The 23,136-nt window shown below is 48.8% G+C and carries 18 protein-coding genes, 10 tRNA genes and 3 rRNA genes; 3 read left to right on the top strand and 28 right to left on the bottom strand.

Going from position 1 to position 23,136, the window contains the following annotated elements:
- Positions 1-75 precede the first annotated feature (75 nt).
- Positions 76-1,191 carry a PucR family transcriptional regulator gene (locus tag LOZ80_RS32845; protein WP_238168474.1) on the bottom strand — a complete coding sequence of 372 codons (1,116 nt, stop codon included), beginning with the start codon at positions 1,189-1,191 and terminating at the stop codon, positions 76-78.
- 123 nt (positions 1,192-1,314) lie between these two features.
- Positions 1,315-2,166, bottom strand: a complete 852-nt coding sequence (locus LOZ80_RS32840; RefSeq protein ID WP_238168473.1) for a C40 family peptidase — start codon at positions 2,164-2,166, stop codon at positions 1,315-1,317.
- 274 nt (positions 2,167-2,440) lie between these two features.
- Here LOZ80_RS32840 and LOZ80_RS32835 point away from each other — a divergent pair, with 274 nt between their 5' ends.
- The 3 genes from LOZ80_RS32835 to LOZ80_RS32825 all read left to right on the top strand — a co-directional run bounded on the left by LOZ80_RS32835 (position 2,441) and on the right by LOZ80_RS32825 (position 4,974).
- Positions 2,441-3,037 carry a gluconate 2-dehydrogenase subunit 3 family protein gene (locus LOZ80_RS32835; RefSeq protein WP_238168472.1) on the top strand — a complete coding sequence of 199 codons (597 nt, stop codon included), beginning with the start codon at positions 2,441-2,443 and terminating at the stop codon, positions 3,035-3,037.
- The gene (locus LOZ80_RS32830) at positions 3,034-4,596 is read left to right on the top strand and encodes a GMC family oxidoreductase (RefSeq protein ID WP_238168471.1); all 1,563 of its coding nucleotides are present in this window, start codon (positions 3,034-3,036) and stop codon (positions 4,594-4,596) included. The genes LOZ80_RS32835 and LOZ80_RS32830 overlap by 4 nt, the downstream gene beginning before the upstream one ends.
- Positions 4,597-4,671: 75 nt before the next feature.
- A complete protein-coding gene (locus LOZ80_RS32825; RefSeq protein ID WP_238168470.1) occupies positions 4,672-4,974 on the top strand; it encodes an MTH1187 family thiamine-binding protein in 303 nt (100 codons plus the stop codon).
- A 439-nt stretch (positions 4,975-5,413) separates the two neighbouring features.
- On the opposite strand, the gene LOZ80_RS32820 is transcribed toward LOZ80_RS32825, so the two are convergent.
- The 26 genes from LOZ80_RS32820 to hslO all read right to left on the bottom strand — a co-directional run bounded on the left by LOZ80_RS32820 (position 5,414) and on the right by hslO (position 23,136).
- Positions 5,414-5,486, bottom strand: a tRNA-Lys gene (locus LOZ80_RS32820).
- Positions 5,487-5,495: 9 nt separating this feature from the next.
- Positions 5,496-5,577 (bottom strand) — tRNA-Tyr (locus LOZ80_RS32815).
- Positions 5,578-5,622: 45 nt separating this feature from the next.
- Positions 5,623-5,695, bottom strand: a tRNA-Phe gene (locus tag LOZ80_RS32810).
- Positions 5,696-5,733: 38 nt separating this feature from the next.
- A tRNA-Asp gene (locus LOZ80_RS32805) sits at positions 5,734-5,810 on the bottom strand.
- Between the two features lie 12 nt (positions 5,811-5,822).
- Positions 5,823-5,898 (bottom strand) — tRNA-Thr (locus LOZ80_RS32800).
- 11 nt (positions 5,899-5,909) lie between these two features.
- Positions 5,910-5,985 (bottom strand) — tRNA-Val (locus LOZ80_RS32795).
- Positions 5,986-6,001: 16 nt separating this feature from the next.
- Positions 6,002-6,078, bottom strand: a tRNA-Met gene (locus LOZ80_RS32790).
- A 27-nt stretch (positions 6,079-6,105) separates the two neighbouring features.
- Positions 6,106-6,197, bottom strand: a tRNA-Ser gene (locus LOZ80_RS32785).
- A gap of 143 nt (positions 6,198-6,340) precedes the next feature.
- Positions 6,341-9,255 (bottom strand): 23S ribosomal RNA (locus LOZ80_RS32780).
- A gap of 218 nt (positions 9,256-9,473) precedes the next feature.
- A tRNA-Ala gene (locus LOZ80_RS32775) sits at positions 9,474-9,549 on the bottom strand.
- A 19-nt stretch (positions 9,550-9,568) separates the two neighbouring features.
- Positions 9,569-9,645, bottom strand: a tRNA-Ile gene (locus LOZ80_RS32770).
- Positions 9,646-9,728: 83 nt separating this feature from the next.
- A 5S ribosomal RNA gene (gene rrf, locus LOZ80_RS32765) occupies positions 9,729-9,845 on the bottom strand.
- 123 nt (positions 9,846-9,968) lie between these two features.
- Positions 9,969-11,512: ribosomal RNA gene (locus LOZ80_RS32760) — 16S ribosomal RNA — on the bottom strand.
- The 16S, 23S and 5S rRNA genes sit together here with 10 tRNA genes alongside, the layout of an rRNA operon.
- 323 nt (positions 11,513-11,835) lie before the next feature.
- Positions 11,836-13,332, bottom strand: a complete 1,497-nt coding sequence (gene lysS, locus LOZ80_RS32755; protein ID WP_238168469.1) for a lysine--tRNA ligase — start codon at positions 13,330-13,332, stop codon at positions 11,836-11,838.
- A gap of 80 nt (positions 13,333-13,412) precedes the next feature.
- On the bottom strand, positions 13,413-13,889 hold the full coding sequence (gene greA, locus LOZ80_RS32750) for a transcription elongation factor GreA (protein ID WP_238168468.1): 477 nt from the start codon (positions 13,887-13,889) through the stop codon (positions 13,413-13,415).
- Between the two features lie 221 nt (positions 13,890-14,110).
- Positions 14,111-15,127 carry a tRNA dihydrouridine synthase DusB gene (gene dusB / locus LOZ80_RS32745; RefSeq protein WP_238168467.1) on the bottom strand — a complete coding sequence of 339 codons (1,017 nt, stop codon included), beginning with the start codon at positions 15,125-15,127 and terminating at the stop codon, positions 14,111-14,113.
- A 17-nt stretch (positions 15,128-15,144) separates the two neighbouring features.
- The gene (locus tag LOZ80_RS32740; RefSeq protein WP_029197803.1) at positions 15,145-15,357 is read right to left on the bottom strand and encodes a helix-turn-helix domain-containing protein; all 213 of its coding nucleotides are present in this window, start codon (positions 15,355-15,357) and stop codon (positions 15,145-15,147) included.
- Entirely contained in the window at positions 15,339-15,854 is a 516-nt protein-coding gene (gene folK / locus LOZ80_RS32735) for a 2-amino-4-hydroxy-6-hydroxymethyldihydropteridine diphosphokinase (protein ID WP_238168466.1), read from the bottom strand. The genes LOZ80_RS32740 and folK overlap by 19 nt, the downstream gene beginning before the upstream one ends.
- Positions 15,851-16,219, bottom strand: coding sequence for a dihydroneopterin aldolase (gene folB / locus LOZ80_RS32730; protein ID WP_238168465.1), 369 nt, complete (start codon positions 16,217-16,219; stop codon positions 15,851-15,853). Before folB ends, folK begins: the two co-directional genes overlap by 4 nt.
- 22 nt (positions 16,220-16,241) lie before the next feature.
- Positions 16,242-17,057, bottom strand: coding sequence for a dihydropteroate synthase (gene folP / locus LOZ80_RS32725; protein WP_238168464.1), 816 nt, complete (start codon positions 17,055-17,057; stop codon positions 16,242-16,244).
- A 31-nt stretch (positions 17,058-17,088) separates the two neighbouring features.
- On the bottom strand, positions 17,089-17,946 hold the full coding sequence (gene pabC / locus LOZ80_RS32720; RefSeq protein ID WP_238168463.1) for an aminodeoxychorismate lyase: 858 nt from the start codon (positions 17,944-17,946) through the stop codon (positions 17,089-17,091).
- Between the two features lie 2 nt (positions 17,947-17,948).
- Positions 17,949-18,530, bottom strand: coding sequence for an aminodeoxychorismate/anthranilate synthase component II (pabA, locus tag LOZ80_RS32715; protein ID WP_189017003.1), 582 nt, complete (start codon positions 18,528-18,530; stop codon positions 17,949-17,951).
- Positions 18,531-18,564: 34 nt separating this feature from the next.
- A complete protein-coding gene (locus tag LOZ80_RS32710) occupies positions 18,565-20,112 on the bottom strand; it encodes an anthranilate synthase component I family protein (protein ID WP_238168462.1) in 1,548 nt (515 codons plus the stop codon).
- A 115-nt stretch (positions 20,113-20,227) separates the two neighbouring features.
- The gene (gene cysK / locus LOZ80_RS32705; protein WP_238168461.1) at positions 20,228-21,169 is read right to left on the bottom strand and encodes a cysteine synthase A; all 942 of its coding nucleotides are present in this window, start codon (positions 21,167-21,169) and stop codon (positions 20,228-20,230) included.
- A 112-nt stretch (positions 21,170-21,281) separates the two neighbouring features.
- Positions 21,282-22,232 (bottom strand): peptidylprolyl isomerase, encoded by a 951-nt coding sequence (locus LOZ80_RS32700; RefSeq protein ID WP_238168460.1) that lies wholly within the window; start codon positions 22,230-22,232, stop codon positions 21,282-21,284.
- Between the two features lie 37 nt (positions 22,233-22,269).
- Positions 22,270-23,136 (bottom strand): Hsp33 family molecular chaperone HslO, encoded by an 867-nt coding sequence (hslO, locus tag LOZ80_RS32695; protein WP_238168459.1) that lies wholly within the window; start codon positions 23,134-23,136, stop codon positions 22,270-22,272.

Genomic DNA, 23,136 nt, shown 5'->3' with positions numbered 1-23,136 from the left:
TCTTAATCAACTTTTCAATATACTCATCTTACCCTACAGATGCCTGACTGACTATGCACAATCCCTACAAAAAAATCACTTTCTTTTCGTTACTTTGTACAATAGCAATGCCAGTCTTACCAAAACAGCATGATTGAAGGTTCTCACATCAAGTCCTGTCTCGTTTTTGAACTTGTCCAAACGGTACAACAAGGTATTTCTATGAATATATAACTTCTTCGCCGTCTCGCTAACATTGCAATCAAGAGAGAAGAAATGTTCCAGCGTCGTCACCGTCTCTGTATCCAGGGCATGATCCGTGCCGCGGAGCACCTGTTCTAAGAATTCTGACTTTTCCTCTTCATCGATCAAATGCAGCAGTTTCTCCAATCGAAGCTCCCAACGCAAATGAAGGAAGCTGCCTACATGGAAAGAACGACCTAGCATAATCGTTTCCCGCAATTTAAGAATCGTTGCGAATAAGGATTTGGCCGGTTTAACCGGATAATCAATAGCGAGATGACATTCGCCCACCCATTCATTAGCCAGCATTTCATATAAACCTGAACCAAGCGCATCGAGAATTTGCTCAACACTCTCTTCCTCATCGCCATCCCGTTCCTCGCTGCCACTGGTTAATAAGCCTTCAGGAGCGAGAATCAACCACTCTTTATCCAATAATGGAATTAAGATAATCTCGGATTCAAAGAAGGATTCCAGCAGCTTCTTCAGTTCCGCGTAGGAAACACTCTGATTTTGAGAATAATCGCCATATAAAAGCAATGGAATTTTGGTCGAATAGAGTGAGGATTGGGAAGCCAGCACATCGGGCAGTTCCGCATACGTTGAACCGCGTTCCATCTGCTCAAGCAGCCAATCTCTTAATTGATGCGCTTTTCTTTCATCTTCCGAAAGAAATGTGCCCCATTGCTTCTTTTCTTGCGATTGCTTGGACTCAACAGTCATTTCTACCAACTTGCGCTCAGATACTGTTAGTTGGGCTCCGAATACTTCCAGAACGCGAATATCCGTCTGTTCCTTTGATAAGTAAAACAGCACTTCCTGACCACGCACAACACTTCGGCCAAAGCCTTCCGCATTGCTTTCCTGTTCTTCAACCAACTGCAGCCAAGCTGCCTCGGGTAGGGAACTAATCTGTATAGGTGTCTGTAAAACCGCTTCCAATCGCTCTTTGACTCGCTCCCAATCCATCTGCCTCTCTCCTTACTCCAATAGCTTTCTTCTATATCTATCTCTCTATTGTAGCATATGTGACCCCATGGATGTGAAAGATCCCTTCTGCACATAGGTGCAAAAGGGATTCTTATCCAACATCTATTTCAAAACACGGCGAGCCGTCACGTAATGATCCGCCCACCACTCTTTATTAATGGAAGTAAATTTCACGCCGCCCTCGCCATACGTATGGATCATATTGCCATCACCGACATAGATGCCGACATGACCGATATTCTTACCGGAGTCTATCGTTGTGAAGAAGACTAGATCACCCACTTGCAGATTGCTTTTGCTAACGTAAGTACCTTCTTTCGCTTGGTCGCGGGACACACGCGGCAGCGTTATGCCGTATTCCGCGAATACCGTTTTCGTAAACGAGGAACAATCCATTGTCTTGGTTTGTCCATATTTCGCCCCAAAGACATACGGTGTGCCTAGATATTTTTGCGCTGTCAAAATCAATTCTGCTTTCAGGCGATCCTTGGCGGAAAGGATGCTTTTGCCACTGATGAAGCTACTCTTATAATCGTTCACATTGCGAGTGACGACTTCGTCTTTGCTCTGGGAAGCCATGACCATTTTACCTGCTCCTACATAGATCCCAGCATACGTTGGCTTATTGCCACTACCAAAGAACAAGACGTCACCTGGCTCCGCTTTGGCCAAACTCGAAATTGTTGTTTTATTCATAGTAAACTGCTCGTTAAGCGCTCTGGGAACCGAATAATTCAAAGTTTGATAGACGTAATAGATCAATCCCGACGAATCGAAACCTGCCGATGGCTTCTCATTGCTTTTGGAGTAATCAATACCAACCATTTTTTTCGCCAAAGATACAGCATCCATATCATCATTAGCCGCATATGCGGAAACAGCCGTTGTCGCAGATAAAGCAATCGTTATCGCCGCAGTGATTCCCAGCGTACGGTGTGCCAAACTTTTCATCATTATATTTCCTCCTGTGCGAAATTATTTGTATAAATGGGAAAGTTCTCTCGGTCTAGAATAAGATTACCATGGTAATGAAAAGTCTTTCATTCCTAAAATGTTTCCTATATGCCACAACATTACCACTCTTGCCAAATCATTCATTGGGTTAAAACCCATTACTTTCTTAAACTCTCTAAACAATGATGTTTGGCTAATCGTCTGTTCTACTCATATTCTTCGTGAATTTGGAAATAATTGTACAGAGACTGCTATGATTCTGAGGAGATAACTGATGACAAAAAATTCCTACTATCCGACATATAACGTCATGGATGAACAAAATGAATGGGATCCACATACACGCTCTATCGTTGCCGCCCGCTTAATACGCGAGCAGTCCTACGGTTTCTTAACCATCGTTGAGGCTGAAACTTTAAGAGCATGGTGCGGCCTGCTCATGAATGATCAACGTGGGGATATTATGCAATATATACTTAGTCATATGGATCAAACTTTGACTGACAACAAAGGGGAAGGCCAGCGTAAACGCGACACTCCCCCCATTCGACACTTGCTGCGTCAGGGATTAAAAGGGATTGACGAGGCCGGCTGGCTAACCGCAAGTCTTCCTTTCTTCAAACTCAACGAACCTGCGCAGCGCCAAATTATGCTCCAAATCAGCTCTGCAACCTATCCTCCCACCCGTACATGGGATGGTATCCCTCAGAAAGATCTGTTTCAGAAACTGCTTCAACTGAGCGTAGAAGCCTACTATTCTCATCCTTTGATTTGGTCAGAGATCGGTTTTGGAGGCCCCGCTTATCCACGAGGGTATGTCAGAACAGCGCCGGGCCAAGTCGATCCTTGGGAGGCCGTGAGGAAGCCATGAATTGGAGACATGAACATGATGCTGTCGATATTCTGATTGTAGGGGCAGGAGCTGCCGGCGGCGTGCTGGCCAAAGAGCTCAGCGAAGCTGGGCTTAGCGTTGTCGTCCTTGAGGCGGGTCCTTGGCGGGACCCAGAGAAAGACTTTGCCAGCGACGAGTTAAGCATGCGTCAGCTAGCCTGGGAGGATACGCGGATATTCGACGGAAGTGATCCTTTTGACATGGGATATGACCATTCCGGCAGGGGGGTTGGCGGGGGAACACAGAACTTTACCGGTGTTTTTTTGCGATTCCATGAATCAGATTTCAAAACCAAATCGATCGACGGCGTGGGCGAGGATTGGCCGATTCATTACAAAGATCTAGAACCCTATTACAGCAGGATTGAAAAAGAAGTCGCGGTATCTGGACCCAAATATTTCCCATGGGGGAATTTCAACGGTCCCTATCCTCATCCACCGCAGGATGCCTTGAGTACAAATGCTTTTCTATTTCAAAAAGGCTGTGACACTTTACGTATTCAGTCTGTCGTGACTCCCCTCGCCATTTTGTCTGTTCCACAGGAAGGTCGATCCCCTTGTACACATCGAGGTTTCTGCATACAGGGCTGCATGACCAATGCCAAGTTCAGTACATTGATCGTCCACCTCCCTCAAGCTGTTCAAGCAGGGGCGGAGGTGCTAACGAATTGTATGGTCACTCAAATCGAAATCGATGAATATGGACATGCCTGTGGCGCTCTCTTTGTCCATCAAGGAACAACCTATCGCCAGCGAGCCAAAACAGTGATTGTATGCGCGCATGCCGTAGAAACTCCTCGTTTGCTGCTGCATTCAGCTACACCGCTATTTCCCGATGGTCTCGCAAATTCCAGTGGTTGGGTAGGTCGTGCGATCATGACACACAGCAGCAACGATGTGTATGCCAAATTTGATCAGGAAGTGCGCCTCTACAAAGGAACGCCTGTCCTTGCGTCCACACAGGATTTCTACGAGACCGATCCGCATAGAGGATTCGTACGTGGCTATACCCTTCATGCCCATGGTACAAGACCCATTGACATGGCTCATGGGATCAGCAAATCTGCTGAAGATTTCTTATGGGGAGAACATCTGAAAGAAGCGATGCGTGATTACAATTACTATGGACGGCTAACCATGGTAGGCGAAGTGCTTCCGCAACCTGACAATCAGGTCATTTTATCCGAGGAAAAAGACGAAAACGGCATGCCGCGCGCTTCTGTCTCATTCGCATATAGCGCAAATGATCGAAAGCTCATTGATCATGCCGTTGACAATATGAAGCTGATTCTGAAGGCAGCCGGTGGCCAGATTGCGTACGTGGTGCCAGATACGCAGCATCTGATGGGCGGTTGCCGCATGGGTAATAACCCCGCCACTTCCGTTGTGAACGCTTATGGCCAAAGCCACGACATTCCTAATCTGTTTATCTGCGACGCCAGTGTATTTGTTACCTCCAGCGGAGTCAACCCAACGAATACGATCATGGCGCTTGCCGCCAGAACAGCTGACTACATCATCGATCTGGCTAGCTCCTAACATTGCATTCTATGGCGCCACTCCTCTACAATAGGAGGTGCAGCCTTATCTAATGAAAGGAGACAACAACATCCAATGGCCATCGCTGAATTCACCATTATCCCCATAGGAACAGCAACTACCAGCCTAAGTAGCTATGTTGCTGACTTGCACAAGGAATTAGAAAAACATGCGGATATCACCTTCCAAATGACACCTATGGGCACCATTCTGGAAGGCTCCTTAGATCGCATACTAGCTGTCATACGTGCCGTCCATGAGGTTCCCTTTGCGAACGGTGCTGAACGCGTCTCCACCTCCATCAAAATCGACGATCGCCGCGACAAACCGGCATCCATGCAGCAAAAAATGCAGTCCGTTGCCGATAAGTTGAAATAGCATTTAGGGAAGATAATCTTATAAGAACACGGCTTGGCCTCTAGGAGATGAGCTTATTAAGAGCGGGGAGGAATCCTATTTAGGGAACTCAGGTACGCTATTTCGGCGAATAGCAGGGATGCTGGAGCAATAGCGGAACTACAGTCCTTATTTCTGCTACAAACGCAGAATTTCCCCGCAAACAGTAAAATAGCGGCCTGTAGCTCCCTCAAGCTCACGATAATGATGCTTTTTCCTAGAATAGAGGCTTCAAGTTCCCTTATCTCTGCGCTAGGCAGCTGCTGCGTTACTCCTCGGTGGCTCCAAAACAAACATGTAAATTCTTTTTTGAAATGAATCCATTGAACAAAAAAAGGCTTCCCTCAGGTTTTAACCTTTCTGGGAAGCCTCTTCCTATAAAAAAAGACCCTAACTGGTCCATGTTGTTTACTTATAAAAGTGAGTCATGTAGGATTCGAACCTACGACACCCTGATTAAAAGTCAGGTGCTCTACCAACTGAGCTAATGACTCAAGGAAATATGGAGGCTGATGGATTCGAACCACCGAACTCGGAGAGAGCAGATTTACAGTCTGCCGTGTTTAGCCACTTCACTAAGCCTCCAGATACGAGATACTGTGCTGCTTTGATGCAGCACAACCATCTCAATGGCTCGGGACGGAATCGAACCGCCGACACGAGGATTTTCAGTCCTCTGCTCTACCGACTGAGCTACCGAGCCTTATGTACGTACTACTAGCTTGTCTTACTTAAAAATAATGGCGGAGCTGACGGGATTCGAACCCGCGGTCTCCTGCGTGACAGGCAGGCATGTTAGGCCACTACACCACAGCTCCGTGCATTATAGATGGTGCCGTCGAGAGGACTTGAACCCCCAACCTACTGATTACAAGTCAGTTGCTCTACCAGTTGAGCTACAACGGCGTATAAGGAAATGGTGGAGGCTGACGGGATCGAACCGCCGACCCTCTGCTTGTAAGGCAGATGCTCTCCCAGCTGAGCTAAGCCTCCGAATTGGTTGGTTTTATGGTAGCGGCAGAGGGGCTCGAACCCCCGACCTTACGGGTATGAACCGTACGCTCTAGCCAGCTGAGCTACGCCGCCACATAAAAAGTGTATATAGTTGGAAACTGGCGGAGAGAGAGGGATTCGAACCCTCGCACCACTTACGCAGTCTAACCCCTTAGCAGAGGGTCCCCTTATAGCCACTTGGGTATCTCTCCAAGCTATAATACACAACCACAGGAAATAGTATTCCCTGAAAACTAGATACGAAACGTGCGTAAAGTTAGTTGTTCTTAGGTTTTCTGGGCCCCAATCAAGTATTCGGAATCAGCTACAAAGCCTTTCTTCACTTGGTTGGGATTAGGTTAAGCCCTCGACCGATTAGTATTCGTCAGCTGCATACGTTGCCGCACTTCCACCTCGAACCTATCAACCTCGTCGTCTACAAGGGGTCTTACATACTGGGAAATCTCATCTTGAGGGGGGCTTCGCGCTTAGATGCTTTCAGCGCTTATCCCCTCCGTACATAGCTACCCAGCTATGCCTCTGGCGAGACAACTGGTACACCAGCGGTACGTCCATCCCGGTCCTCTCGTACTAAGGACAGCTCCTCTCAAATTTCCTACGCCCGCGACAGATAGGGACCGAACTGTCTCACGACGTTCTGAACCCAGCTCGCGTACCGCTTTAATGGGCGAACAGCCCAACCCTTGGGACCTACTTCAGCCCCAGGATGCGATGAGCCGACATCGAGGTGCCAAACCTCCCCGTCGATGTGGACTCTTGGGGGAGATAAGCCTGTTATCCCCAGGGTAGCTTTTATCCGTTGAGCGATGGCCCTTCCATTCGGTACCACCGGATCACTAAGTCCGACTTTCGTCCCTGCTCGACTTGTAGGTCTCGCAGTCAAGCTCCCTTATGCCTTTGCACTCTGCGAATGATTTCCAACCATTCTGAGGGAACCTTTAAACGCCTCCGTTACATTTTAGGAGGCGACCGCCCCAGTCAAACTGCCCACCTGACACTGTCCCCATACCGGATCACGGTACCAGGTTAGAACTCCGATACGATCAGGGTGGTATCCCAACGGCGCCTCCACCCAAGCTGGCGCTCAGGCTTCAAAGGCTCCCACCTATCCTGTACAGATCGTACCAAAGTCCAATATCAAGCTGCAGTAAAGCTCCATGGGGTCTTTCCGTCTTGTCGCGGGTAACCTGCATCTTCACAGGTATTAAAATTTCACCGGATCTCTCGTTGAGACAGCGCCCAAGTCGTTACGCCATTCGTGCGGGTCAGAATTTACCTGACAAGGAATTTCGCTACCTTAGGACCGTTATAGTTACGGCCGCCGTTTACTGGGGCTTCAATTCATAGCTTCGGGTTGCCCCTAACCACTCCTCTTAACCTTCCAGCACCGGGCAGGCGTCAGCCCGTATACTTCGCCTTGCGGCTTCGCACAGACCTGTGTTTTTGCTAAACAGTCGCTTGGGCCTTTTCACTGCGGCCCCCTCGGGCTATTCACCCTACCGAGGCACCCCTTCTCCCGAAGTTACGGGGTCATTTTGCCGAGTTCCTTAACGAGAGTTCTTCCGCGCGCCTTAGAATTCTCTTCTCACCCACCTGTGTCGGTTTGCGGTACGGGCACCTTCGCCTGGCTAGAAGCTTTTCTTGGCAGTGTGAAATCATGACCTTCGGTACTTAAAGTTTCCCTCCCCATCACAGCCCAGCCTTACGGTTAGCGGATTTGCCTACTAACCAGCCTCACTGCTTGGACAGACATCCATCAGTCTGCGTCACTATCCTTCTGCGTCACTCCATTGCTCATAACGGCTACGGTGGTACAGGAATTTCCACCTGTTGTCCATCGACTACGCCTTTCGGCCTCGCCTTAGGTCCCGACTTACCCTGAGCGGACGAGCCTTCCTCAGGAACCCTTAGGTTTTCGGCGGATCAGATTCTCACTGATCTTTTCGTTACTTATACCGGCATTCTCACTTGTATGCGCTCCACCTGTCCTTACGGTCAGAATTCAACGTACATACAACGCTCCCCTACCCATGCACAAAGTGCAAGCCATAGCTTCGGTGGCGTGTTTAGCCCCGTTACATTTTCGGCGCAGAGTCACTCGACCAGTGAGCTATTACGCACTCTTTCAATGGTGGCTGCTTCTAAGCCAACATCCTGGTTGTCTGTGCAACTCCACATCCTTTCCCACTTAACACACACTTGGGGACCTTAGCTGATGGTCTGGGCTGTTTCCCTTTTGACAATGGATCTTAGCACTCACTGTCTGACTCCCGGAATAAAGTTTGTGGCATTCAGAGTTTGACTGGACTTGGTAACCCTTGGCGGGCCCCGCACCCAATCAGTGCTTTACCTCCACAACTCATCTTCCGAGGCTAGCCCTAAAGCTATTTCGGGGAGAACCAGCTATCTCCGAGTTCGATTGGAATTTCTCCGCTACCCCCACCTCATCCCCGCATTTTTCAACATGCGTGGGTTCGGGCCTCCAGTGAGTGTTACCTCACCTTCACCCTGGACAGGGGTAGATCACACGGTTTCGGGTCTACGTCCACGTACTAAAGCGCCCTATTCAGACTCGCTTTCGCTGCGGCTCCGTCTCTTCGACTTAACCTCGCACGGGAACGTAACTCGCCGGTTCATTCTACAAAAGGCACGCCATCACCCATAAAGAGGGCTCTGACTTTTTGTAAGCACACGGTTTCAGGTTCTTTTTCACTCCGCTTCCGCGGTGCTTTTCACCTTTCCCTCACGGTACTGCTTCACTATCGGTCACTAGGGAGTATTTAGCCTTGGCAGATGGTCCTGCCGGATTCCGACGGGGTTTCACGTGACCCGCCGTACTCAGGATACCTCTAGGGATTTCGTTCGATTTGGGCTACAGGGCTTTTACCTTCTATGCCGGACCTTTCCAGATCACTTCGCCTATCGAACTAACCCCATATCGAGGTCCTACAACCCCAAGGAGCAAGCTCCTTGGTTTGGGCTATTCCGCTTTCGCTCGCCGCTACTGACGGAATCACTATTGTTTTCTTTTCCTCCAGGTACTTAGATGTTTCAGTTCCCTGGGTATGCCTCTACTATTGCTATGTATTCACAATAGAGTAACTGCGCATTACCACAGCTGGGTTCCCCCATTCGGACATCCCCGGATCAAAGCCTGCTTACGGCTCCCCGAGGCATTTCGTCGTTCGCCACGTCCTTCTTCGGCTCCTAGTGCCTAGGCATCCTCCGTGTGCTCTTTCTAGCTTAACCTAGAAAAAACTTTAAAGATTTTTGTGCAACCCGAAGGTTAACACAACCTAAGTTCTTACTTTACGTTTCATTTCGTTATCTAGTTTTCAAGGAACAACATTGTAGCAATGTGAGTCAATTATCCTTGCCCTATGTCAGCGGCGAAAGTTATCTTATCACATCTTCTTGCTGCATTTCAAGTCGAAATTTCTTGGAAATTCCTGTCTTAAAATGTGTTTTGGTGGAGCCAAGCGGGATCGAACCGCTGACCTCCTGCTTGCAAGGCAGGCGCTCTCCCAGCTGAGCTATGGCCCCAAACGATTATGAAAATAATTGGTTGGCCCTAGTGGACTCGAACCACCGACCTCACCCTTATCAGGGGTGCGCTCTAACCAGCTGAGCTAAGGGCCAATATATGTTTGGGATAAACTTCCCAAAATAAAAACCCACCTACAAGCTTTCGAAGCTTTCTCCGAAAGCTTGCCATGGGTATCGCTTGGCAACGTTCTACTCTCCCAGAACCCTGCGGTTCAAGTACCATCGACGCTGGAGGGCTTAACGGTCGTGTTCGAGATGGGAACGCGTGGGTCCCCTCCGCCATCATCACCAAACGAGTGCAACATGGTGGTAACCATCCTGCTGAAAGATTGCTCTTTCAAAACTGAACACGAGTGAGTAAGCGATTGTGTATCCGAAGATACTTGACTGGATCTATCAGATCCGAGTCTCCATAGAAAGGAGGTGATCCAGCCGCACCTTCCGATACGGCTACCTTGTTACGACTTCACCCCAATCATCTACCCCACCTTCGGCGGCTGGCTCCCTTGCGGGTTACCCCACCGACTTCGGGTGTTGTAAACTCTCGTGGTGTGACGGGCGGTGTGTACAAGACCCGGGAACGTATTCACCGCGGCATGCTGATCCGCGATTACTAGCAATTCCGACTTCATGCAGGCGAGTTGCAGCCTGCAATCCGAACTGAGATCGGCTTATAAGGATTCGCTCCGCCTCGCGGCTTCGCTTCCCGTTGTACCGACCATTGTAGTACGTGTGTAGCCCAGGTCATAAGGGGCATGATGATTTGACGTCATCCCCACCTTCCTCCGGTTTGTCACCGGCAGTCATCTTAGAGTGCCCACCCGAAGTGCTGGCAACTAAGATCAAGGGTTGCGCTCGTTGCGGGACTTAACCCAACATCTCACGACACGAGCTGACGACAACCATGCACCACCTGTCTTGGGTGCTCCGAAGAGGGGCACTATCTCTAGTGCTTACACCCAGATGTCAAGACCTGGTAAGGTTCTTCGCGTTGCTTCGAATTAAACCACATACTCCACTGCTTGTGCGGGTCCCCGTCAATTCCTTTGAGTTTCACTCTTGCGAGCGTACTCCCCAGGCGGCATACTTACTGTGTTAACTTCGGCACCGAGAAATCGAATCCCCGACACCTAGTATGCATCGTTTACGGCGTGGACTACCAGGGTATCTAATCCTGTTTGCTCCCCACGCTTTCGCGCCTCAGCGTCAGTTATAGGCCAGAAAGTCGCCTTCGCCACTGGTGTTCCTCCACATCTCTACGCATTTCACCGCTACACGTGGAATTCCACTTTCCTCTCCTACACTCAAGTTCACCAGTTTTGGATGCGAACCGGGGTTGAGCCCCGGGCTTAAACACCCAACTTAATGAACCGCCTGCGCGCGCTTTACGCCCAATAATTCCGGACAACGCTTGCCCCCTACGTATTACCGCGGCTGCTGGCACGTAGTTAGCCGGGGCTTTCTTCTCCTATACCGTCACACACAAGGCAGTTACTCCTCATGCTGTTCGTCTAGGGCAACAGAGCTTTACGATCCGAAAACCTTCATCACTCACGCGGCGTTGCTCCGTCAGACTTGCGTCCATTGCGGAAGATTCCCTACTGCTGCCTCCCGTAGGAGTCTGGGCCGTGTCTCAGTCCCAGTGTGGCCGTTCACCCTCTCAGGTCGGCTACGCATCGTCGCCTTGGTGAGCCGTTACCTCACCAACTAGCTAATGCGCCGCAGGCCCATCTACCAGCCACAGATTGCTCCGTGTTTCATAATTCTCTCATGCGAGAAAACCAATTATCCGGTCTTAGCTATCGTTTCCGATAGTTATCCCGATCTGGTAGGCAGGTTACCTACGTGTTACTCACCCGTCCGCCGCTAACTTGTCCCCGAAGGAACAAATCCGCTCGACTTGCATGTATTAGGCACGCCGCCAGCGTTCGTCCTGAGCCAGGATCAAACTCTCCATAGTAGAAAAGCTTAATTGTACTCATTGACTTGCTAGCGAGATTTTGCAATCTCTTTTATAGTCGATTGCTCGACTGTGCTTACTCACTCGTTGTTCAGTTTTCAAAGATCAATTACTCTTGTCCAACCCGCTCTCTTTCGAAAGCCGGAAGACCAATATACCATACTGAGTTTTGCATTGCAACTCTTAATTTCAAGTTGTTGTTCTCACCAATTTCTCAGTGCTCAGCGGCAACTTTTATAAGATACCACAGACGATGCAAACATTGCAAGTACTTGTCGCAAAAAGTTTTGGGACACCCAACGATGCCCCAAAACAACTGCGTTTTACTCTCCTTGACGCTGACGCATATGTGGGAATAAGAGGACATCTCGGATGGAGGGCGCATTCGTTAATAGCATAACCAAACGATCTACCCCTATTCCTAATCCGCCAGTAGGCGGCATGCCATATTCTAGAGCTCGGATGAAATCTTCATCCATCTCATGCGCTTCATCATTGCCTTGTTCTTTCTCACGAAGCTGCGCTTCAAACCGTTCTCTTTGATCAATCGGATCATTAAGCTCAGTAAAAGCATTGGCATGCTCACGCGCCACGATAAAGAGTTCGAACCGATCCGTAAAACGAGGATCCTCTGGATTCTTTTTGGCAAGCGGTGAAATTTCTAATGGGTGTCCGTAAACAAAGGTCGGTTGGATTAACGTTTCTTCAACAAATGTTTCGAAGAACTGGTTCACAATATGACCGAATGTCATATGCGGCTCAACAGATACATTATGTTCCTTCGCTAAACGGTGCGCTTCCTCATTAGACATATGCGCATTAAAGTCTACGCCTTTGACTTCTTTAATCGCATCGACCATGGAGACGCGTCTCCAGCCAACGGCTAAGTTAATCTCGTGATCGCCGTAAGGAACTGTCGTACCGCCTAGTACTTCTTGAGCAATGTGAGCAACTAACTCTTCTGTAAGCTTCATGATGTCTTTGTAGTCCGCATAGGCCTCGTACAACTCTATCATCGTAAACTCGGGATTATGACGCGTAGAGATACCTTCATTCCGGTATACACGCCCAATTTCGTATACTTTCTCCAGTCCGCCAACAATTAGACGCTTCAAGTGAAGCTCAATAGCAATTCGCATATGCAGCTGCATATCCAAAGCATTGTGATGTGTGTTGAAAGGACGTGCTGAAGCTCCGCCCGCGATCGTATGGAGTGTAGGTGTTTCTACTTCTAAGAAGCCTAGCGAATCCAGGTAGCGACGCATAGCCTGAATAATGCGGGAACGCAGAATAAAGGTTTGTTGCACATCTTGATTCATAATCAAATCAACATACCGCTGGCGGTAACGCAATTCCACATCACTAAGACCATGGAATTTGTCCGGCAGTGGCAGCAAGGACTTGGTTAGAACTTCAAGGGAATGTACCTTAATAGAAGTTTCACCGGTTTTTGTTTTGAAAACGACCCCTTGCACACCCACGATATCGCCCAAGTCCAAAATATCAAAGGCTCTATAGATAGCAGTATCCAAAGCATCTTCACGCACATAGATTTGAATTTTGCCAGTGATGTCTTGAAGATGTGCGAAGCTAGCTTTACCCATCCCTCTTTTTTGCATAATACGTCCGGCAATACTGACCTCAACGGCTTCAGCATCCAGTTCTTCTTTGGTTTTATCCTGGTAGGCCGCAAGAATTTCTTGGGCCGTATGCGTTCTCACATATTTTCCGCCAAATGGGTCGACACCCAGACCACGAAGCTCGTCCAATTTATTGCGACGAATGACGAGCAATTCATTTAACTCCAATTCCTGACTCATGATTTCATCTCCCACTTATTAGTAAAGGGTGCTAAACCGGAAAAAAGCTTCCGAAAGGAAGCTTTCCAAAGGGCTGCACGCTACTTTTTAATATCAATAATTTGATACTGAATGACGCCAGCAGGAACGACTACATCGACGTTCGCGCCCCTTTGTTTACCTAGAATAGCTCTGCCTACAGGGCTTTCATTGGAAATCTTATTCATCAACGGATCGGATTCCGCCGTACCTACAATGTTGTACTCGACTAGATCACCGAATTCTAAATCCTTCAGCGTTACAATTGAGCCAACACTTACGGTATTGGTATCGACATCGTCGTTATTAATAATACGCGCATTGCGCAGCAGTTTTTCTAATGTAATGATTCTACCTTCAATAAAAGCTTGTTCGTTCTTAGCATCTTCGTATTCTGAGTTCTCACTGATATCACCATATCCGATGGCGACCTTGATTCTCTCAGCCACTTCGCGACGCTTCACTGATTTCAGATGTTCGAGCTCATCTTCAAGCTTCTTTAAACCTTGTGGTGTAAGAATGACCTCTTTTTCAGCCATTAACAACTGATCTCCCGTCATGTGAAAGATTTTCATATCGTTGAATCGATGCTTCCTGCTAGGAGTCGGGTCTTTATAGAGCTGATTCAAGTAGTATGAATTCACGTTTCATAAATCGCTTAGGTGCGCGTTTGTCTTTCAATATATGCAGGAACACATTAATATTGACTGATTATATTGCAACGGTTTCAAAATGTCAATCTCAACCATCGCGTGATTATTTATTGCACAACAGCTGATTCTTCAGCAGTTGGCGCCAGCGTTTCTACAGAGAGATGCTCGACATATTCATTCAAAACCCGCACCATCTCATCCCGCTTGAGCATCTCCATGATGGCATCCTTCACACGAGCTGAACCTGTTAAGCCTTTGAGATACCAGGCCATGTGCTTGCGCATTTCCTTGACGGCAACGTGCTCGCCTTTGAGGGCGATAAGACGGTCCATATGGAGGATGGCGATACGAATTTTCTCTTCCGGCGTAGGCTCAGGAGGCAGTTCCCCGTTAGCCAGATACTGTACCGTGCGGTATAGCATCCATGGGTTGCCTAGCGCTCCACGTCCGATCATGACGCCATCTACACCCGTGTGATCCAACATGCGCTTGGCATCTTCGGGGGTTACAACATCGCCATTCCCAATTACCGGGATCGAGAGTGCCTGCTTCACATCACGGATAATATCCCAATCCGCTTTCCCTGTATACAGCTGCTCTCGTGTACGACCGTGCACACTGACGGCACTTCCTCCGCCTCTTTCGACAGCTTTCGCATTCTCGATCGCGTAAATGTGTTCGGAATCCCAACCGATCCGCATTTTCACGGTTACCGGCTTGTTTACAGCAGCAACAACGGTTGCGATCATTTGCTCAATCTTGTCAGGTTGGAGCAGCCACCGCGCTCCAGCGTCGCACTTGGTGATCTTGGGAACCGGACAGCCCATATTGATATCGATGATATCCGCATTCGTATGCTGATCAACAATTTTGGCTGCTTGCACGAGGGTTTCCGTATCACCACCAAAAATTTGCAGGCTTAGCGGCTTCTCACGATCGTCTACATATAGCATCTCCATCGAACGCGTATTCCCGTGAACGATAGCTTTATCACTAACCATTTCTGCACATACCAGACCTGTGCCAAATTCCTTGGCAATCAGTCGAAATGCTGGATTACAAACGCCCGCCATGGGGGCGAGCACAACGCGATTGGGAGCTTCGACATTTCCTATTTTCAGCACCGAAGATTCCACTCCTCTCATCTCGCAACCGCCGCGACTAACTCGTCGGGCTCTATATTAAGGACTTGCGAGATCTTGTTTATAATTTTCGTATCCGGCTTGCGTGTGCCTCTCTCAATCGCTCCCAAAATGGCAATCGAGACGCCAAGCAAATCAGCCAGTTCGTTCTGTGTATATCCCTTTAATTTGCGAAAAGCGCGAATGCGCTGAGCTACTGAGCTTTTTTCCATAGAACGACGCCTTCCTTTCCTTCCAGTTTCTCCAAATGCCCGGAGATGAATTCAAATGCAGCATCCTGCCGTTTAGAGAGAACCTCTGTGAGAGGAACTAATACAAAAGCCCGCTCATGCATCCGCGGATGCGGAATGATCAAGTCGGGGGTTGTAAGCTGCTCATCGCCGTAAAGGAGCAGATCCAAATCGATGGTTCTTGGACCCCAGCGCAAATCCCGCGTACGGCCCAAACGGTTCTCGATGGCAAGCAAAGTGAACAGCAATGCTTCTGCAGGCAGACTCGTATGAATTTGAATAACCATATTGAGAAAAGCAGATTGATCCACATAGCCAACCGGTTCGGTTTCGTAAATACTGGAAAGGCCAGTTACTTGGATACCCGACTCCTGGTGAAGCGCTGCAATCGCATCCTGCAAATAATGTTCACGATCATCGATATTAGATCCTAGTGCCACATAGGCGGTAGTAGTTGGTTCTCGTTCTTCGGCTGTCATTGTACGGCCCGCTTTCGGTTAATCTCAATGGTGACGCCGTCAAATATAACGGCAAAGGGTGGATGCGGCTTAATGACGCGCACCGTCACTTCATTGATACTAGTATAAGTATGCAGCAGCTCGGATGCAATATTTTCTGCAAGCGCCTCAATTAATTTGAAGGTGCGCCCTTCGACAATTTCCTTCACTTTGAAAAAAACTTCGCCATAATTAACGGTATCATCCAGATGATCCGACTTTCCCGGTTTGCTCAAAGGCAGCATAAGCTCTACATCAACATAGAAACGCTGACCTAGTTTATTCTCTTCCGGAAACACGCCATGATTACCAAAAAACTGCATGCGGGACAGGGTTATTTTATCCATCCTTATTGCCTCCATCGTTATGTTATGAGCGGATAATGGCATCTGTCATGACCGCTACTCGTTTCATTGCTTGAATGTCGTGCACACGAATGATTCCACAGCCTTGAGCAATCCCTAGTACAACCGTTGAAGCCGTGCCCTCAAGACGCTCCTCAGGTGGCAGGTTAAGGGTTAGGCCAATCACGCTTTTCCGGGATGTCCCTAGAAGGACAGGGTAACCGAGAACAGTAATCTCAGCCAGTTGATTCATTAACTGCAAATTTTGTTCATAGCTCTTGGCAAATCCAATACCGGGGTCTAAAATAATACGCTCCTCCCGAACACCAGCCTCTAGCGCTTGTTTCGTGTAAAGAAGCAAATCGTTGATAACATCGGGAATGAAATCGGAGTATACCGAGTTCGTGCGATTATGGGTAATGATAAATGGACAATCGTAGCTGGCAGCTACAATTGCCATACGCGCGTCGGCTTGACCACCCCATACATCGTTGATAATGTGCGCTCCCGCTTCTAGTGCTTGTTTAGCAACTTCAGCTTTGTAGGTATCTATCGAAATAGGAACATTAATTTCCCGACGCAGTGCCTCAATGACAGGGATAACACGTCGCAACTCCTCTTCCTGAGTAACCGCAGCGAATCCCGGCCGGGTAGATTCTCCTCCGATATCAATGATATCAGCGCCTTCAGCAACCATTTGCCTAGCCCTGCTCACCGCATCCGCAACCCGGACGTAATCCCCGCCATCAGAGAAGGAATCTGGTGTTACGTTCAATATGCCCATAATGATCGTTCGATCACCAATGGGCAGCTCATGTCCTCCGCAAGATAACACGTTCATCTTCTGTTCACTTCCTATAGCTGTCAGATGTTTAGTGATACGACTCCATAAGTCGGCGCGTTAACGGCCCTACCAAACCAGAGCCAACTGGGTACGCTTGTCCACTGGGTGTATACAATGTTGTGACGGGAACGATAGCTTGAATAGAATTAACGAGAAAAACTTCGTCAGCCTCGGTAAGATCTTCCCAGCGATATAAGCCATCCTGGGTTGGAATTTGCTGCTGCTGCGCAAGACCAAGCACATGGGCTCTAGTAATGCCGGGCAGTATGCCCGTGTCCAATGAAGGCGTATAACCGATGCCATTTTTGACGAAGAAAATATTGCTGACGATGCCCTCGGCCACATAGCCGTCTTCGCTAAGCATTAAACCCTCTGCGCCAGCAGCCCAGCTGTATTGCTGAAGCTCTCTTTTGGCAAGAATGTTGTTCATATAGTGAAAAGACTTGAAGCGGTACAGCCCTTCAGGCGTATTGCGGGGCAGCTTCAGCAGTTGCAGCGCTTTGCCTTGCTGGTACGTTTTCTCATCTCGTGCCGGAAGTGATTTGATATAGATAATCTCTGTTGGTTGCTTGTAATCTTCCGTAGGCAGACCTAGAGCTTCCTCTCCCGCCGAAACGGAATAACGAATATAGGCATCCTCTAGCTCATTAGCTTGCAGCAATGACGCGATTAAACCTTCGAGACGTTCAAGATTTGGTTCAAATACGATACCAAGTTCACGACAGCCTGCGGATAAACGGTCGAGGTGCTCCCTAAGCAAAAAAGGCTTCCCCCCATAGGTACGGAAAGTCTCGAAGAGACCAAGCCCGTAAAGAAAGCCGTGATCATAAACCGAGACCACGGCCAGCTTGTCATCGATCAGGTTTCCATTAACGCTGATGATCATAGTTACACTCCCGCTTTGGCCGTCCGGCGAAGAAAGTTCCGCAGAATCTGATGGCCATGCTGTGTGATGATCGATTCGGGATGGAACTGAACACCCTCGATCGGATATTCCTTATGGCGCAAAGCCATAATTTCTCCCTCTGCGGTATGTGCGCTTACTTCCAAGCAATCCGGCAGCGTCTCCGCTTTGACAATTAAAGAATGATAGCGTGTTGCTATAAATGGCGAAGGCAGTCCTTCGAATAACGTTTTCCCGTCATGGAAAATTTCTGAGGTTTTGCCATGCATTAAACGTTCTGCACGAATAACGTCGCCGCCAAAAGCTTGACCAATGGATTGGTGGCCCAGACAAACGCCGAAGATGGGAATTATACCCTTGAAATGGTCAATCAGTGATAAGCTAATGCCGGCTTCATTCGGCGTGCAAGGTCCCGGAGATATCAAAATGTGATCAGGCGCCAAAGCCTCTACACCCGCTAAATCGATTTCGTCATTGCGACGAACGATGACTTCTTCACCGATCTCCCCCAAGTATTGGACGAGGTTGTACGTAAACGAATCATAATTATCAATCACTAAAATCATTCTAAGCTCCCCTTTCGTCAGCCCGTCTTGGGCCCTAAGCTCGGCTCATGCTCCGCTCGCTATATTCTATCGCTTTCCACATCGCTTTGGCTTTGTTCAGGGATTCGATATATTCTCGCTCCGGAATAGAATCAATGACGATCCCTGCCCCCGCTTGAATATGGCCTACTCCTTGCACAGCTACCAGCGTTCGTATAATAATATTAAATTCCATATTGCCGTTATAGTCAATCCATCCCATCGAACCCGTATAAGGTCCGCGACGCACGGGCTCTAATTCTTCAATAATTTCCATCGTCCGAATCTTAGGAGCTCCGGTGATGGTTCCTCCAGGGAATGTCGCAGCAATGACATCATAGACATCCTTCCCTTCTGCCAGCTCACCAACGACTTCCGAGACGATGTGCATGACATGGGAATAGTATTCTATGACCATGAAGTCCTTCACTTGGACAGTGCCGTACTTGGAGATGCGGCCCAGGTCGTTGCGCTCAAGATCGACCAGCATGACGTGCTCGGCACGCTCTTTGTCATTGTCGATGAGCTCGCCAGCCAGGCGCAGATCATCTTGCTCGTCCTTGCCGCGTGGACGCGTGCCAGCGATCGGACGCGTCCGCAGGACGCCGTCCTCGAGCTGCACGAGCAGCTCCGGCGAGCCCGATACGAGCGCGAAGCCGTCGAAGCGCAGCAAGCCCATGTACGGCGAGGGATTGACGATGCGCAGCGCCTCGTAGATCTCCTCCGGCGTAGTGCTCAGCTGCCGGCTCTGTCTAACCGACAAGTTGACTTGGAACACGTCACCTTGCGAGATGTAGGCTTGGATGCGCTGCACCGCCGCGATGTAATCGGCTTTGCCGAAGGCAGGCTGGATGCCTGCGATGCTTTCGACGTCGATGTGCAGCTGCTCGCGCGCGAGATCAACGCCCGCGCCGCCAAGCGGTGCGCTTCCAGAGGCGCGGATGGCCTGCCAGCGAGCGAGCATCGCGTGTGCGTTATCGCGCGCTTGCTGGTAGAGCTGTTCGAGATCGGCAGCGTCTGCTGAGATATCGGATATCTGTGTATGAACCGCGATATACAAACTTTTTTCGGTATGATCCAAGATCCATACCTGATCATACATAGCGAAGCTGTAGTCTGGAATCGGCAAATCATTAGCTGCCTCTTCCGGAAGCTTCTCGATCGTGCGGATTACATCGTAGCTCCAATAGCCAACGCATCCGCCTAGAAACTTAGGAGCTCCCTCTACATTAGGACTATGAAAAGGCGCCATCCATTGCTTGACGATGTCTAGCGGCTTGCCTTCCCGATGCAAAACGTTGGTTCCTTCATTGTTTGTGAGAGGCAGCCTGGTGATTTCGGCAATCAAACCGGTTCCACGCACCGTGGAAAAAGGCTGCAGACCGAAAAAGGTGTAGCGGCCACCCTTGCCGCTTTCCAGAACAAATGAATCCGGGGAGGCGCCCTTCCAGGCTGCTTCCCATGAAGCTACCCGCTCTTCGGCCAGTCCCAGCTTCATGACATAAGGCAGCATGGTGTAGGTGGATGACCAATTACGCCACTGCTCTAGGGATGTTAGGATCATGCTTGCCCTCCTTCCGTTCGTCTCCGATGATTAGTTGTCCATTAGTATACTCCAACCTTACACAGAAAAAAAGCCCCCAGCTGCAGCAGCCGGGAGCTCGTTTGTTCTTGGAGTCTTATTGCTCTTCGAATTGGTAAAGTGGCGTAGAGAGGTAACGCTCTCCGTTACTTGGGATAATAGCAACAACACGTTTGCCAGTTCCAAGTTCTTTTGCAACTTTCAGTGCTGCGAAAATCGCCGCTCCGGAGGAAATACCACCAAGAATACCTTCTTCTTTGGCTACACGACGGGAAGTTTCGAACGCATCTTCGTTCTCTACTGCAATGATTTCATCATAAATTTTCGTGTTCAAGATGTCCGGAACAAAACCTGCACCGATCCCTTGAATTTTATGAGGACCTGGTTTACCGCCGGAAAGAACCGGAGAAGCCGCAGGCTCAATGGCGTAAATTTTAATTCCCGGGAAATTTTCTTTCAGCACGCCGCCAGCGCCTGAGATCGTTCCACCAGTACCGATACCGGAAATGAAAGCATCTAATTTGCCATCATGCGCATTGATAGCTTCAACGATTTCTGGTCCTGTTGTTTCGCGGTGAACCTTCACGTTAGCCGGGTTTTTGAATTGTTGCGGGATGAAGTAAGAAGGGTTCTCCGCTTGAAGCTCTTCCGCACGCTTGATAGCCCCCTTCATTCCTTCTGCACCAGGCGTCAGAACGAGCTGTGCACCGTAGGCGCGAAGCAGGTTGCGTCTTTCCAAAGACATCGTTTCCGGCATAACCAGAATCGCCTTGTATCCTTTGGCTGCTGCCACTAAAGCTATTCCGATTCCTGTGTTACCGCTAGTTGGCTCAACAATCGTATCGCCTGGCTTGAGTTTGCCTTCTTGCTCAGCTACTTCGATCATGGAGATGGCAATGCGGTCTTTCACGCTGGCACCTGGATTCTGGTACTCCAGCTTTACATAAACCTCAGCGCTTCCTTCCGGAACAACGCGATTCAAACGAACAAGAGGTGTATCTCCAATCAAATCAGTAATGCTTTGAACTAATCTTGCCATCTTATTTCCCCTCCAGGTTAAGTGATGAATGATTTCCGAGTTAATTAGTCGGTATTAATACATTAATCTTATCAATGCGCTTACAGGTTGTCAACCATATTTTCACAATGCGTTAACGTAATTGCGGGTCTATGATTGACACTTTCCACTTGTTGCGGAGCTGCAGCACATAATCCTTCAATGGCGGGGCTTCCTGAAGAGCCAGTTCCCTGCGCACATTCTCCCGAATAAAGCCTTGTTCCGGATTCACTTTCTCTCGCTTGTTCTTCAATTTCACGATCGCGAAGCCCTGTGGCAAACTAACAGGCTTGCTTACTTCCCCTACCTTCAGCAATTTAGCCGATTCCAGAACGGGCGCAGCAACAAAGGGATCATCTCCCTCGATCCAACCCAAATCACCACCGGTGTTGTTGGTTGCATCATCGAGCGAGCGATCTCTGGCCAAGGTTGCAAAGCTCTCCCCTTTAGCCAGTTCCGCAATGACTTTGTTCGCTTGGTCCTTGGTGGACACGATAATCTGAAGGATGTTGTACTCTGTTGCTTGTTTGAATTCATCCGCATGTGTCTTGATATACTCATCTACTTGTGCATCGGTAATATGGACATGACTCGTTGCAAGCTTCTCAAGCAATAACTTATTCGTTACATCCTCTTGGATTTCTTGCTTCGACAGTCCTAACTGATTTTGCATAGATGCGTAGAATTGTTCTTCGCTCTCATATCCTTGCTGCATCCGCTTCAATTCACGGTTAATCTCCGCGTTCCCTATCGCAGTCCCCGTCTCGTTTCCTTCCAGACTTATCACTTCGCGATCCAACAATTGACCCAGTAGTTCCGTCCCGTAATGGCGTTCCAACGCCGTATGCAGTTCTTTTATGGTTATTTCACGATCCCCAATTTTGGCGACTACCCGCTCGTTCTTCTGCTCACCTTGCTGTTCAGGTTCTGTAGGCTGACTTGGTTCTGTTTGATTCATGGAATGGGTGATCAGCAAGGATGTGAGCACGAGATTACATACAGCCAGCACAATGATGGCTCCCCACAATCGTTTTACGTTCTGCATCCTGACTCCCTCTTTACTTCCATCGTGCTTGTGTGGTCTATAGATCGATCATTCTTTGTAAATCATCTTCCTCATAGCGATAAGCTTCATTGCAGAAATGGCACACCACTTCTGCGAATCCTTCGTCTTCAAGAATCTCTTGCAATTCTGATTTCCCTAAAGAAATCAATGTGGACTCTACCTTTTCACGACTGCATTTGCAGCGGAACATGACATCCATCTGATCCAATGACTGGAACGAAGGCAATACCGTTTGCAGAATCTCTTCTAAATTGAGTCCTTCCCCCAACATACTGGTGAAAGAAGGAGTACGACCCAGCATTTCCTCAATTTCAGCGATCTCCTCGTCCATTAACCCTGGAAGCAATTGAATCACGAACCCGCCTGAGGCCAGGATAGAATGATCAGTATTAACCAGCACGCCGAGCGCCACGGCGGATGGTGTTTGTTCCGACTTTGCAAAGTAGTAGGTGAAATCTTCCGCCAATTCCCCTGAGATGAGAGGAACACTGCCTTTGTATGGCTCTTTCAATCCCAAATCTTTCGTTATGTACAAAAAACCTTCTGTCCCTACAGCGGCTGCTACATCAAGCTTGCCATTCTCTTTGAGCGGCGGGTCGACCAGCGGGTTATCTACATAACCACGCACCTCACCCTTCGCGTTGGCATCAACGACGATTTGACCGATGGGCCCCTCGCCCTTCACTTGAATGATGAGATTCTCCTCACCCTTCAACATGGCTCCAATTAAAAGGCCAGCCGCAGCTGTCCGTCCAAGTGCAGCCGTGGCTGTCGGCGTCGTTTGGTGTCTCCGACTGAGTTCTTCGGTGAGAACGGTCGTTTGCACCGCAAACGCTCGAACCCTGCCCCCGAGAGCCGTTCCTCGAATTAAATAATCGCTCAT

The organism is Paenibacillus sp. HWE-109, from assembly GCF_022163125.1.
Classification (GTDB): Bacteria; Bacillota; Bacilli; order Paenibacillales; family NBRC-103111; genus Paenibacillus_E.
This window is presented reverse-complemented; position numbering and strand designations above follow the sequence as displayed.